The 14,072-nt window shown below is 35.1% G+C and carries 13 protein-coding genes; 6 read left to right on the top strand and 7 right to left on the bottom strand.

Annotation, left to right across the window (positions count from 1 at the left end):
* Positions 1-66 precede the first annotated feature (66 nt).
* The 3 genes from H602_RS0113865 to H602_RS0113850 all read right to left on the bottom strand — a co-directional run bounded on the left by H602_RS0113865 (position 67) and on the right by H602_RS0113850 (position 5,619).
* A complete protein-coding gene (locus H602_RS0113865) occupies positions 67-3,468 on the bottom strand; it encodes a hypothetical protein (RefSeq protein ID WP_026978543.1) in 3,402 nt (1,133 codons plus the stop codon).
* Positions 3,469-3,797: 329 nt separating this feature from the next.
* Positions 3,798-5,060, bottom strand: a complete 1,263-nt coding sequence (locus H602_RS0113855; RefSeq protein ID WP_026978542.1) for an aspartate kinase — start codon at positions 5,058-5,060, stop codon at positions 3,798-3,800.
* 82 nt (positions 5,061-5,142) lie between these two features.
* On the bottom strand, positions 5,143-5,619 hold the full coding sequence (locus H602_RS0113850; protein WP_026978541.1) for a GNAT family N-acetyltransferase: 477 nt from the start codon (positions 5,617-5,619) through the stop codon (positions 5,143-5,145).
* A gap of 212 nt (positions 5,620-5,831) precedes the next feature.
* Between H602_RS0113850 and fbp the strand changes: the two genes are divergently transcribed.
* Positions 5,832-6,851: a class 1 fructose-bisphosphatase gene (fbp, locus tag H602_RS0113845; protein WP_026978540.1), complete on the top strand. Its 1,020-nt coding sequence runs from the start codon at positions 5,832-5,834 to the stop codon at positions 6,849-6,851.
* Positions 6,852-6,931: 80 nt separating this feature from the next.
* On the opposite strand, the gene H602_RS0113840 is transcribed toward fbp, so the two are convergent.
* On the bottom strand, positions 6,932-7,363 hold the full coding sequence (locus tag H602_RS0113840) for a tellurite resistance TerB family protein (protein ID WP_026978539.1): 432 nt from the start codon (positions 7,361-7,363) through the stop codon (positions 6,932-6,934).
* A 174-nt stretch (positions 7,364-7,537) separates the two neighbouring features.
* On the opposite strand from H602_RS0113840, the gene H602_RS0113835 reads away from it, so the two are divergent.
* From H602_RS0113835 to H602_RS0113825, 3 genes are read left to right on the top strand one after another with little or no spacing between them, the layout of a single operon-like run.
* The gene (locus tag H602_RS0113835) at positions 7,538-8,128 is read left to right on the top strand and encodes a HupE/UreJ family protein (RefSeq protein ID WP_026978538.1); all 591 of its coding nucleotides are present in this window, start codon (positions 7,538-7,540) and stop codon (positions 8,126-8,128) included.
* A 60-nt stretch (positions 8,129-8,188) separates the two neighbouring features.
* Complete coding sequence (locus H602_RS0113830; RefSeq protein ID WP_026978537.1) at positions 8,189-8,620, top strand: deoxycytidylate deaminase; 432 nt, start codon at positions 8,189-8,191, stop codon at positions 8,618-8,620.
* A 6-nt stretch (positions 8,621-8,626) separates the two neighbouring features.
* On the top strand, positions 8,627-10,210 hold the full coding sequence (locus tag H602_RS0113825) for a S41 family peptidase (protein WP_026978536.1): 1,584 nt from the start codon (positions 8,627-8,629) through the stop codon (positions 10,208-10,210).
* A 201-nt stretch (positions 10,211-10,411) separates the two neighbouring features.
* Here H602_RS0113825 and H602_RS0113820 read toward each other — a convergent pair whose 3' ends face one another.
* The 3 genes from H602_RS0113820 to H602_RS0113810 are packed head-to-tail and all read right to left on the bottom strand — an operon-like array spanning position 10,412 to position 11,835.
* Entirely contained in the window at positions 10,412-11,017 is a 606-nt protein-coding gene (locus H602_RS0113820; RefSeq protein ID WP_026978535.1) for an FAD-dependent oxidoreductase, read from the bottom strand.
* A 6-nt stretch (positions 11,018-11,023) separates the two neighbouring features.
* Entirely contained in the window at positions 11,024-11,221 is a 198-nt protein-coding gene (locus H602_RS0113815; RefSeq protein WP_026978534.1) for a hypothetical protein, read from the bottom strand.
* 38 nt (positions 11,222-11,259) lie between these two features.
* Positions 11,260-11,835: a MarC family protein gene (locus H602_RS0113810; protein ID WP_026978533.1), complete on the bottom strand. Its 576-nt coding sequence runs from the start codon at positions 11,833-11,835 to the stop codon at positions 11,260-11,262.
* Positions 11,836-12,119: 284 nt separating this feature from the next.
* On the opposite strand from H602_RS0113810, the gene H602_RS0113805 reads away from it, so the two are divergent.
* Positions 12,120-12,707, top strand: a complete 588-nt coding sequence (locus H602_RS0113805) for a DUF3109 family protein (RefSeq protein ID WP_026978532.1) — start codon at positions 12,120-12,122, stop codon at positions 12,705-12,707.
* A gap of 250 nt (positions 12,708-12,957) precedes the next feature.
* The gene (locus H602_RS0113800; RefSeq protein WP_026978531.1) at positions 12,958-13,944 is read left to right on the top strand and encodes a ribonucleotide-diphosphate reductase subunit beta; all 987 of its coding nucleotides are present in this window, start codon (positions 12,958-12,960) and stop codon (positions 13,942-13,944) included.
* Positions 13,945-14,072 lie beyond the last annotated feature (128 nt).

Raw genomic sequence — 14,072 nt, 5'->3', positions numbered from 1 at the left:
TATTTAATATCAAAATATATTAAATAGTATTTGTTGATTTAGTAACAGTTACAGATTTTTCTATGATTAAAAATAAGCTCTCAATTGAACACTTCCGGTATGAATGGCTTTGCTCGTCTCACTTTTTCTTCCTTGATAATTTAGATTAATGTCTAAAAATTGCGTTAGATTTTTTTGTATAAGCAACCTCCAAGTCAAATTTTCTCCCACTTGCAAACCTTCTAACATTTGAAAAGCCACCGGTGCCAATTCATTTCCGTCAAATTTATTCTGATACAGCGAAACTTCGCCATTCAGAGTAAATTGCTTTTTGCCAGAATATGTAAATGAACTTCCAAATCGATTTTGCTGCAAAAATGCTTCGGTTCCTAGCGTATTGTTTTTCTTTTCATATTCATAAAAAACATCCCAACTTGTACTTTTTGAAAACAAATAAGTCAATTTTGGTGCAACCTGAAATCCATCAATTTCATAATTTTTTGTCGCAAAGTTTTCCGAGGCTAAGGTCGTTGCAATTGTTTTTCCAGAAAAATTCAGCAACCAACTCTTTGCATACAAGTGCAAATATTGCAGTTGATGTGAAGCATTTTTGTTTTCTTGTGAGCCTACAGACAACAAATTTTTAACTCGGCTGTTTAAGAAAGTGTACGTCACCGAATGCTTTTGCTTTCCGCGATTGTAAAATAAGCTATTTCTGAAATTAGTGTTCAGTCCCAATAAATCAGAATCCGATGAACTAAACGGGTTCAAGTCGAAGTTGCTTCCATTTCTCGCAATTTTCCGTTCCGTTAAATAGGAGGTTTGATTGTAAAAATAAGATACTATTTTTTTAAAACCTGTTTCGTTTTGCCACTGCAATGGATTCAAAATTATGGATTGCGAAAATCGATTTTGATGGGTGCGTTCAAAAACTTGATTGGGAAGAAAAACACGCAGAAACTTTGCTTGATCTGGAAATGGCGCCACTTCAAACTCTTCCAATTCCTGAATCCCGTTTAAATTATAGTCGTTCCAAACATACACACCTTGTCCGGCTTCTACTTCAAGATACGTAAATTCTTGCCGTGCAATGGAGCCTGAAGTGTTCTCATACGTAGTGGAAAATTGGACGAGTTGGTTGAAAAAGCGGGTGTTGTAAAGCAATCTTGAATTTAATGAAGGTTCGTTTTTTCTATTCTCATCTTCAAAAGATAACGTACGGTAATTAATGTACACGGCTAAATCGGTGCGGTCGTTTTGTACTAATTTTGATTTTAAATAATAGGAATGTGACGTGTTTACTTTCTGTAAAATACCATTTTGTAAACTATCATTAACGCGGTTTAAATAGCCTAATTCAGCGTATACTTTCGTGGAATCTCCTCGACCGATAAACGCACCATATTCTGTAAATCTTTGGCTTAAAGCCGAAAGCAATCCTGTTGATTTTAACTTTTCTTGATTGTCTTCTAATTGTAAAGTTGAACCAATCCAGTTGTTATTCCAATTGTATTTGGCCTTCGTTTTATTTCTCAAAAATTGCGAAGTTGCACTGACACCGTTGCTTTTTAGGAAACTTCCGTTATTTTGAATGGACCAATTTTTCAAGTTGAAAAAAGCATCCACTACATGTCGATTTCCTGAAAATGAGTCGCTAAAATTTAAGTTTTCAAACTGATACGTCAAGAGTCCTTTTTCTGGTAATTGAAGAGAAAGCCCTGAAATCAGTAAACTTTGATTTCCAGTAGGATCAAGTAAATTCCAATCGCGGTCAAATTCAATTGTAAACAGACGTTCAATAGTTCTAAATTCTTTCTGTATAAATTGGTAATTTGTAAAAAAATCTACATTCCATTTCTTAGAAAGTAAACGTTGTTTAATAGTTACTTTTCCTGCAACTCCTTGATTATTATCGTCATCTAGACCTGAAAACAGATTTAAATCGTTATTACTTAGTCCGACTTCAAAATCAATAGTTGTTTTTTCAGAAGGATTAAATTTTCCCATCACAGTAGCAATTTGAATTTTTGTTGGAGCGATTAATTGAATAATGGGTTCGTAATTCCCTTGTTTTACACCATTTATGGGTTCAACGTATTCATAAATTTTTCCCACAGCAGAAGCATTTGTTAAGATGTAATTGCCTTGATTTTGCGCAAGCAAACTGAATTTCACATTGTATAATTCGTCCTCAGGATTGTTGGAAAAAATGAAAACTTCAATTCCGTTTATCATTTCTTTCCGATACAAAATTTTATTTTCTGAAAAGGAATCGATAAATGCGGAAGGAGCGGTCATCAAGTCAGGATTGTCACCTGCGTTAACCAAAACTTGTGCTTGTTCTTCCGAGAGATTTTGTTGCAACGGCTGGTTCTTTACGTCATTTTCAGAGTATAAATAACCGCCAATACTCCATTTTTCAGTTTCATGATTGGCGCCCGCGTAAGTCACAAATCGCGTATAATTTCGATCGGAATATTGGTATTCAATGTTGATTCGCATTTCGGAAGTAATTGGAAAAAGTGAGGTAAAAGTCACTTCTCCAGCGTTATAATCAATTACATAATCATTGTTTTCGCCACGTTTGAGCAAAACGCCGTTGACATAAATGCGCTCTGAACCGGAAATGACCAATACAAATAATTCGTTATTTGGCCCACGAAGTTTATATGGACCTTGATTTCCTTCTTGTCCTACAAAAGTACTTTTGGTATATTGACCCCGAACCAAAGCGGCTGCGGCAAAAATACTGGTCTTGGCCGTTTCGGTTCCAAATTGAAAGTTGGTGGATATACCTTGTACTTTTTTATTGAAGTTTAAAAATTTAGAATTTCGGTTTTCAAGAAATAAATCGCCGGCTCGGACACTCCAATCTTTTGCGAAAAGTTCAATAAAGATTTGATCAAATTCATCCAGCTTTTGCGAATAACCACCTTCCTGTAATGGAATATTAGTATCCTGAATGGAAGCACGAAGACTGACTTTATCCGAAATTTTCCCCGTAATTTGTAAATCCAAACTCGAATTGACAACGGCACTTTGATTGTTTCCCACGGTTATTCCGCGAGTGATGCTTCCTGATGTTGAAAGTCCATCAAAGGGGACAAATTTATTTTTAGGCTCTTGATCCACTTTGAATAATGATCCTTTGGCATTTGCTACAACTCTTTTTTGGTCGTAAATACTGTATTCTTGCGTCAGAAATTTTGGTAATTCAAAATAACGAAGCGTGATTGTATCAGCCGAAATGTAGTTTGAATTGAATACTAATATTGATTTTTGGAAGTTGACTTTGTAAAAACTACTGTCAATAACATGATTGTTCTGATCTAAAATCTTGAAAAAAGTGGGATTGATAGAAACGGAGTCTATAAATATTGTGTCACGAGACACCAGCATTTTCTTTGTTTTATACAGCGAGGGAATTTCTTGGGCTTGAAGTCCCGAAATCCAAATCACCAGCAAACAAATAAAAACCTTTTTAATCATAGAATGTATAACGCCAAGACTTCAAAAGTAGTGTGTTTTGATTAGATTACCGAACAGCAGATTGTTTTGTAGTATTTTTTACCGAAAACTGCGCCAAGTTTTACTAGAGTATCGTTGGTTTTAAGACCTTGGAAACTAATTAAAGAATTGATGCTATATTGGAGTGAGACAATTTCTTTTATAATTTAGTTCATTTCTACTGGTTTCTTCGTCTAGCAATTCCGTAAATTTTGATACCCAATTCGCAAAGAAAAAAGTGCCAAGTCTTGCGTTTTGGTATTTTTTCGAGATCATTTTTTTGAGAATAGCATGAAGAAAAACTGCATTTTTTATAGTTCAATTTCCTTCGTAACCAATTGAAGCGTTTCTCTACTTATTTGTTTCAATAAAACAGTTTTGTCTTTTTCAATCGCAGTTTTTGACTTTTCATCAAAATGACGAATCGTGTAAAGTGATACATTTTCATTATAAGAAACGGCAAATTTCTTAGATAAAATGGATTTCAACGCTTCGAAATTAGCATATTTATCTTCAATACAAACTGAAAAACTGATGGCAGAATTTTGAATCAAACTGACCTTCATCTTAAATTCATGCAATAACTTAAAGATCTCACTTATGTTTTCTTCCATGATGAACGAAAAATCGATGGACGAAAGTGATAATAATAATTGATTTCTTTTGACGATAAAACAAGGAAGGTGAGGTTCTAAATCAACTCCTTTTGATACACTTGTTCCGGGTAAAATTGGGTTGATAAACGATTTTACGAGTAATGGAATTTCCTTTCTTTGCAAAGGTTGCAATGTTTTTGGATGGATGACCGTCGCGCCATAAAAAGCCAATTCAATCGCTTCTCTATAGGAAATTTGATTGAGTAAGGTGGCATTTTCAAAGTACCTCGGATCGGCATTCATCACTCCAGGAACGTCTTTCCAGATGGTGACGCTTTCAGCATTTAAGCAATACGCAAAAATGGCGGCAGAATAATCTGAACCTTCTCGACCTAAAGTAGTAGTAAAATTATTTTCATCAGCACCAATGAATCCTTGGGTAATGTTGAGAATATTTTTCTTAATTCCTTTAGAAATTGTTTTTTGTGTAATTTCCCAATTTACGGTTGCATCTCTATAATTGCTATCGGTTTTAATAAAATTCCGAACGTCCACCCAATTGTTGGGTATGTTTTGGCTGGTAAAATAGTGGCTTAAAATAGTGCTCGAAAGTAATTCGCCAAAGGAAACCATTTGATCGTACACAAAACTGTAATTGGGTGATTTATTGTGACTCAGAAAATAATCTAATTCTTGAAATATGGCATCAACATTTTGATATACAGCATGTTTTTCGTCTTCAAATAAATCTAAAATAACTTCGTAATGGTATTTTTTAACCTCCTGAACCGAAGCTTGTAGTGCTTTTGATTTATCAAAATAATCTTTTATTACAATTTCTAAAGCATTTGTAGTTTTGCCCATAGCCGAAACTACGATTAAAACATCGTCGTAGCCTACTGTTTTTAGGACTTCGTAAACATTTTGTACACCTGCTGCATCCTTTACAGAAGCACCACCAAATTTAAATACCCTCATTATTCTTATTGATTTTTTACACAAATTGCACCGACTTTTAGGAAATAAACTTCAAAGAATTCGGGTGATTTATGTAAAATTTTTATTTATTATTTTGCAAAAAAGCAGTCAAACCTTCCTCGTCCATTTGTGCTACAAGCCAATCTTTAAAAACCACAGCACCCGTTTTCTCATAGAATGAAATAGCAGGTGTGTTCCAATCTAAGACATTCCATTCAACGCGACGGACATTTTGATCTTTGGCTTCTGCCATCACCGCTTTGTAGAGTTGCATTCCAATTCCTGAACCGCGGTATTTTTCGGAAACGATTAAATCTTCCAAGTGAATGGTTTTGCCTTTCCAAGTAGAAAATCGATTGTAGAACAAAGCAATTCCAGGAATTTCACCGTTTATGTCAGCTACTAAAATTTGGAAGAGCGGATGCGTTCCAAAACCATCACGTTCCAAATCAGAAACGGTAACTTCCACCGCATCGGGTTGTAGCTCAAAAGCAGCCAGTTCCTGAATTAATTCTAAAACGCGGGGCATGTCTTCAATTTGTCCTTTTCTGATCTTCATTTTCAAAGTTTTTGTAAATATACAAAGTGAGAATTTATTTTTTTCATTGGATTTTAAATCTTCACATTAAATTAAACAATAAACGTTTTTGAATTGCAGATTTTAAATTTTAGTCAATTTGTTAAAAAAACCATAAACAACTATCCAATAAAATGCATTGCTTTTTGTCAAAATATACGATATTTGCACCTAAGAACTACAACGATTTCGACATGGAAGAACGCAACAAGACCTTAGGAGAATTTATTATTGAAAAGCAAGAAGAATTTAAGTATTCGTCAGGCGAATTATCACGGATTATTAACTCCATTCGGTTAGCGGCCAAAGTTGTAAATTATAAGGTAAATAAAGCGGGTTTAGTAGATATTATTGGAGCAGCAGGAGAGCAAAATATTCAAGGTGAAGACCAACAAAAATTGGATGTGTATGCAAATGAAGTCTTTATTCAGAACTTGATCAACCGTGAAATTGTATGTGGAATTGCTTCTGAAGAAAATGATGATTTTATTACCGTTCAAGGAAGTGACAACGGACATAATAATAAGTACGTAGTTTTAATGGATCCTTTGGATGGCTCGTCAAATATTGATGTGAACGTTTCTGTGGGAACTATTTTTTCAGTGTATAGAAGAGTTACTCCAATTGGAACGCCCGTTAAATCGGAAGATTTCTTACAGCCAGGCGTGAATCAAGTTGCAGCAGGTTATGTGATTTATGGAACTTCTACAATGATTGTTTATACCACAGGTCACGGTGTTAATGGCTTTACCTTAAATCCAGCGATTGGAACTTTTTACCTTTCGCATCCTAATATGACGTTTAAAAAAGATGGACATATTTACAGTATCAACGAAGGAAATTATACCCATTTTCCGCAAGGAGTGAAAGATTATATTAAATATTGCCAAACGGATGAGGAAGACCGACCGTACACGTCGCGCTACATTGGAAGTTTAGTTTCTGACATTCATAGAAATATGATTAAAGGCGGAATTTATATTTATCCAACGAGTGCCAAAGCGCCAAAAGGAAAATTACGCTTACTTTATGAATGCAATCCGATGGCATTTATCGCTGAACAAGCGGGAGGAAAAGCATCAGATGGAATGAATAGAATTATGGAAATTGAACCGACTGAATTACACCAACGCGTTCCTTTTTTCTGTGGAAGTTACAACATGGTTGAAAAAGCAGAAGAATTTATGATGAAAGCAAAATTGAGTAAATATTAAAATATAGAACTACCAACCACCATTAAAAAACCCATTTAAATTTCTTTAAATGGGTTTTTTAATGCTTCTAAGTGAAGTGTTTATCTATTCATGTGTTGCATTTCGAATAAAAACGTATCTAAATCTACGTTTAAAACCAAAAGCGACAATGATTTATCTACAATATAGCTCACATTTCCTGGCGTGAAACCTAATGCTAAAGCAAAACGGGTTAGAATCTCTTTCTGACGTGGTCCTAGAATGTGATCAGCATAAACCATGCGCGACAAATCATACAAACGCTCTAATCTTTGCGTGTGCAAATACGGAGGATTGACCGGATATTTTGTTGGATTCTCTAAAATTTCAGCATATTCTTCTGTAGAGATTTCCAATTCTACTGCTAATTTGTCTAAAAACGAACGCTCTTCGTCGCTCAAGTGTCCATTTTCCATGGCAACTCTCACGATTGACGAGAAATGTCCCTTATTTCTGTTTTTAAATCCGCTATCAAATAATTCTGCAAATGACATAATCGTGTTTTTAATTATTCTGCAAATATAGAATCTATTTTAAAATTTATTGAATACTATCTTGAAACTTTTAACAAAAAAATCACACCTCATTTTTATGTCTTTTCCTTCTCAAGCTTCTTAAAATAATTTGTAAGTTTGAAAAGGTCAAACTGACTTGTAAAATTTTAATTTATGTCTGATTTTTTGCTCTATTTACAAATTGGTTTACGCCACGTTTTGGATATCAATGCGTACGATCATGTATTGTTTTTAACTGCTTTAGTTGTTCCTTATGCTTTTAAAGATTGGAAAAAAGTGCTTACCCTTGTTTCTGTTTTTACTCTAGGACATACTTTAGCTTTAGTTTTAGCAGTTTATAAATTAGTTTCGATTGACATTGATCTTATTGAGTTTCTAATTCCAGTCAGCATCTTGTTTACGGCTGTTTATAATTTATTTAAAACCGGAAAAAGTGCGGCCAAATCCAGTATTTCTATAGCGGTTTTAATTACATTGTTTTTTGGAATTATTCACGGTCTTGGATTTTCCAATTACTTTAATTCAATTCTTGCAGGTACGCCGTCTGAAAAGCTATTGCCGATGTTGCAGTTTGCCGTTGGAATCGAATTGGCACAATTAGCAGTGGTTATAACGGTTTTAATTGTATCCTTCTTGATTCAGAACTTTATAAGAAATTCAAGACGCAATTGGATTTTAATTTCTTCGTCAATTATAATTGGTGTTGTAATACCCATGTTAATTGAAAGTGAAATCTGGAAATAATAATCATTCTAGGACATTTGTTTCTTAAATTTACCACCACTTTACCTTAACTATTTGCTAATGGATGCTGAAAAATTAACGCGATACGATAAAGCTTACCTTAAAATTGCACGGGAATGGGGTTCTCTTTCCTATTGCGAACGAAAAAAAGTCGGGGCAATTATTGTACGCGACCGCATGATTATTTCAGACGGTTATAATGGAACACCTTCAGGATTTGACAATTGTTGCGAAGATGAAAACGGTTTGACCCGCTGGGACGTTTTGCACGCTGAAGCCAATGCTATTTTAAAAGTAGCGGGTTCTACACAATCTTGTGAAGGAGCTACATTATATATAACACTTTCGCCTTGCAAAGATTGCAGTAAATTGATTCACCAATCGGGAATCAAGCGGGTGGTGTATCAAAATGGTTATCGCGACGATTCAGGGTTGCAGTTTTTGGTAAAAGCGGGGATTGAAATAGTTCATATTCCTGAACTAGAGGATTAAATTAGCATGAATAACAAACAAAATTACATTCCTATTTATTTATTTGCGGCACTCGCTTTGGGTGTGGTGCTAGGAACAATGCTCAATTTTCCCGTAACCAATTTATCGTCTGCGCGAAATCCCACCAATAAACTCAACAAACTGATTGAACTAATCGATCGAGAATATGTAGATAGCGTCAATACGGATTCTATAGTGGATTTGGCGGTCAATGATATTTTGCAACAACTTGATCCGCATTCCGTTTACATCGGTCGTGAAGATTTAGCTGCTGTAACTCAAAGTATGAAAGGCGATTTTGTGGGAATTGGAATTAATTTCTATATGCATAAAGATACGTTGTCCGTGATCAATGTCGTGGAAAATGGTCCGTCAGAAAAAGCAGGATTGAAATCGGGCGATAAAATTTTATTTGCCGACAAAACAAAACTTTTTGGTCGAAAATTACCTACCGATAGTTTGTTCTCCAGATTAAAAGGTGACATCGGTTCAAAAGTAGAATTGACGATTTTTAGAAAATGGAATAACAAGAAACTGAAAGTAATTGTGGAGCGAAATGTGGTTCCTATAAAAAGCGTGGATGTTGGTTTGATGGTTGGGAAAAAAGTGGGATACATAAAAATAAACCGTTTTTCTGAAACTACTTACGACGAATTTCACAAACAACTTTTGGCGCTCAAAAAGCAAAATGCCGAAACGATGATCGTTGATTTACGCGACAATGGTGGTGGTTACTTGGAAAAAGCTGTTGAAATTGCCGACGAATTTTTGCCAAAAGACCAGCTTATCGTTTTTACCAAAAACAGAAAAGGGCGAGTGGATAAAACTTTTGCCACGAATAAAGGCGATTTTGAAAAAGGGAAAGTAGTAATTTTGATTAACGAAAATTCTGCTTCTGCGAGCGAAATTTTAGCTGGAGCCATTCAAGACAACGACCGTGGAATTATTATGGGTCGACGCTCTTTTGGAAAAGGTTTGGTACAACGCGAAATGGATTTTGGAGACGGATCTGCAGTGCGTTTGACCATTGCGCGATACTACACACCAACCGGCCGTTCTATTCAAAAAGCGTATGATAAAGGTGGTGAAGAGTATGAAAATGAATTTGAACGCCGTTTTGAAAGTGGCGAATTGTATTCCAAAGACAGTATTAAAATTGCAGATACCATTCAGTTCAAGACACCAAAGGGCAAAATTGTGTATGGCGGCGGCGGAATCGTTCCCGATGTTTTTATACCAATTCAGGTAGAACACGGGGATGAGGGAATTTCATATTTCATGCAGTCACCATATGTTGGAAATTTTGTTTTTGAACAATTAGATAGAGATAGGAACAAATACAGCGGCGTCTCATTTGATAGTTTTATTGCTAAAAACCTGTATTCGGAGGAGTATTATAATGCATTTACAAATCACTTTTCTAAAAATGATTTCGGTGATTTGGGATTGCTAAAAAAGTTCAATCAGAATAAAAAACTCATCCAGCGGTACATTGCAGCAGAATATGCACAACAATTATTTGGTTCCAAATATTACTACGAAGTCCTTCTGCCTTATGACGCCATGATAAACAATGTTTTGAAAAAATAAAATAATTGGTACTTATAAAAGAATCCCGCGTTTGAAACCGTAGGCTTTGCTGAATGTTGCATTACACAGCTGCTCCGTTTTTCAGCATTGGCAATGGTTTCGAATCTTCGCTTATAATACTTCAAAATTTACGTATTAAAACCGAGTGCGCTATTTTGAACAATCAACAAAGGGTTCATGAAAAAGTAAGATGCAAGAAAATTATTTTATACTATCGTGCACTTGAGAGTGAATCCCATTATTCCAAAGCGTAAGAAGATCTGTGGCAACGGCAGCGCCACTTCCAGCAGCAATAGCAAGTTGACTTCTGCATCCTGATAAAGTTCCGGCAACATAAATGCCATTTGTAACTAAATGGTCAATGTTTTCTAACTGAATGCGGTTTTTTTCTGGAACTGCTTTTTTGTGCGGTATAACAAAATGCATTAAACCTTCAATATTAAAAGTTACAGAAGAATTAGTGGCAACAACAATAGTTTTGGTGTTATACGATGTTTTATTAGTAGTAAGTCTGAAGTTACCAGCAATTCCTTCAATGCGCAAGACCTTTTCGTTGTCAAGTTGAAGTACATGAGGATATTGTTCGCTTAATTGTTTCGTACTTTCCAGTAACAAAGTGGATCCTAATGTTCCAGCAGGAATTCCGTAAGCATTGTTAAATAGAGCTTCCTGAAGATTGGATGATTTTTGGTGCGTGAAAATACCGATTTTTTTATCGGATGCAAAATGTTTGTTTCTAGCTGAACCTAAAACCAATGCACACGATATTCCAGCTACACCACCTCCAATAATTAAGACGTCAAACATGGAATTTTAGTTGTGGGATTTATCTTGAATCGCTTTAGACATGCGGAAGATAACTAATATTAAAACCGCACAAACGGAAGCCATAATTCCAATTAATCCAACAAGACTATCGCCTTTAAGTAAATTGTTGAAATCAAGCATTGTGATATTAAAAATGATTAAAGCAATTGCTAATACAATTAATATGATCGTGAAAATTTTCATCTGAATGCGTTTAGTCTGTGAAAGTAAAAAAAATTAGTCTATATGAAGAGTGCTTTAACATTACTTGCAAATAATTTAACAGCGATAGCAAGAAGTATCACACCGAAGGTTTTACGGATAACACTCAAGCCGTTTTTGCCCAGTTTAGTTTCAATCTTTTTGGATGCTTTTAAAACCAAGTATACCAGTAAGATATTCAGTACAATAGCGATAATAATATTGATGGCTTGATATTGTGCTCTTAGTGATAATAAGGTAGTCATTGTTCCTGCACCTGCAATTAACGGAAAGGCGATGGGAACTATGGATGCAGAACTAGCTTCGTCATCTTTATACAATCGAATACCTAAAATCATTTCTAAAGCCAAGAAAAACAAGACAAAAGCACCTGCAACAGCAAACGAATTGACGTCAATACCAATCAAACTTAAGATTTGTTCTCCCACAAAGAGAAAAGTAATCATGATTATTCCGGCAACTATTGAAGCTTTTCCAGATTCCACATGTCCGAACTTAGTACGTAAATCAATGATAATTGGAATGCTTCCTACTATATCAATTACGGCAAAAAGTACCATAGCAACGGTGATGATCTCTCTAAAATCTAAGTTCATAGTGGGTCAATTTTTGTGGGTGCAAAAGTATTTTAAATATTTGGAGGGAACGCTAATTTTGAGTTAAAATTTTTCAGAGCATTTGAGTAGTTTACGTGCTGATTTTCAAAGGTTCTAAGATATTAGCCGACAAGCGCGATTGTACCGTTTTAAATCAATGATAGGAGTGTATTTAAAATTATGACGTAAGTCTTCCAAAGTCCATCTTCAAGTTCCAATGTCCAACTTCCAACCTTTCCATCATTTTATCTTTCAATCTTAAATTCAAAGTGTATCTTTGCAAAATGTTTCAACTAGGAAAAACCATCGTGTCGGAAGACATTTTAGAAAAAGATTTTGTGTGCAACCTTTCAGCGTGTAAAGGTGCTTGTTGTGTCGATGGCGATGCAGGAGCTCCTTTGTCTGAGGAAGAGACTAAAATCATGGAGTCTATTTATTCAAAAGTAAAGCCTTTTTTACGGAAAGAGGGAATTGCAGCTATTGAAGCGCAAGGAACTTGGGTGGTAGGAACTGACGGAACATTAGAAACTCCTTTAATTGATGAGAAGGATTGTGCTTACGTAATTTTTGACGGCAAAACCGCGCTTTGTGGAATTGAACAAGCATATAATCAAGGAATCGTAGACTGGAAAAAACCCGTTTCTTGTCATTTGTACCCAATTCGCGTGAAAGATTTTTCAGAATTCGCTGCCGTAAATTATGATAAATGGGACATTTGCGATCCCGCTTGTAGTTTAGGTGCTGAACTGGAAGTTCCGGTTTACAAATTTGTAAAGGAAGCCTTGATTCGCAAATTTGGCGAAGATTGGTACGCAGAATTAGAGAAAGTAGCAGAGGAATTAAAGAAGCAAAATTCTGTGAAAAAAAGATAATTTTAACTTTTTTTTATTCGAAATTATTCTTATATTTTAAAACGAAATTTAAATCCGTGTACTTTTTAAGGTATTAATAATCAATTGGTTAAAAATAGATTGTCGCTTATCCCTTGTGTTTGCTACATTGTTTAAAACTATAAGAAATTGTGCATAAGTTTGGCTTTTTATTCCCCTAATAAATCGCAACCTTTGTATCGCGCTAATCTCAAAAAGCGCAAATTTTTAACCGTATAAAAGTCAGTGAACTATGTTGCAAGTAGAGCCAATTTTACAAGAAAATAAAAACCGTTTTGTCATTTTCCCGATCAAACACCATGATATTTGGGAGTTTTATAAATCCATGGAGGCGAGTTTCTGGACTGCCGAAGAAATTGATTTGTCACAAGATTTAAACGACTGGAATAATAAGTTGAATAAAGACGAACAATACTTTATCAAACACATTTTAGCATTTTTTGCCGCTTCAGACGGAATTGTAAATGAAAATCTTGCTGAAAACTTTGTAAATGAAGTGCAATATGCAGAAGCGAAGTTCTTTTATGGTTTTCAAATCATGATGGAAAATATTCACAGCGAAACGTATTCCTTGTTAATCGACACTTACGTGAAAGATGAAGCAGAGAAAGCCGATTTATTCAATGCATTAGAAGTTTTTCCTGCTATCAAAAAGAAAGCGGACTGGGCAATTCAATGGATTGATTCGGATTCTTTCGCAGAGCGATTGATTGCTTTTGCTGCAGTGGAAGGAATTTTCTTCTCAGGTGCTTTTTGTTCCATTTTCTGGTTGAAAAAACGAGGTTTGATGCCAGGTTTGACATTCTCAAACGAATTGATTTCTCGTGACGAAGGTGTTCACTGTGATTTCGCAGTGCATTTGCACCAACATCACTTGGTAAATAAAGTGCCAAAAGACAGAATCAGAACCATTATTATTGACGCCTTAAACATCGAAAGAGAATTTATTACAGAATCACTTCCTGTAAGTTTGATTGGTATGAATGCGAATTTAATGACGCAATATTTAGAGTTTGTAACGGATAGACTTTTAGTAGAACTAGGTTGCGAACGTGAATACAACACGCCAAATCCATTCGACTTTATGGACATGATTTCACTTCAAGGGAAAACAAACTTCTTTGAGAAAAAAGTGGCGGAATACCAAAAAGCAGGTGTAATGAATAGCGGAACTGGAACAGCGGATGCTCAGAAAATTAGTTTTGACGCGGATTTTTAATTTTTTGCCACGAAGACGCAAAGTGACGAAGATTTTTAAAGATTATCATCGTCATTAAAATAAAGATTCTGAAAAAGCCCAAGCCAATAAATTAGTTTAGCCTAGATAATAGTGAAAATCCTGTCATT

The organism is Flavobacterium tegetincola DSM 22377 (assembly GCF_000425485.1).
GTDB lineage: Bacteria > Bacteroidota > Bacteroidia > Flavobacteriales > Flavobacteriaceae > Flavobacterium > Flavobacterium tegetincola.
Note: the sequence above shows the minus strand (reverse complement) of the source record. Positions and strands in the feature narration are given on the sequence as shown.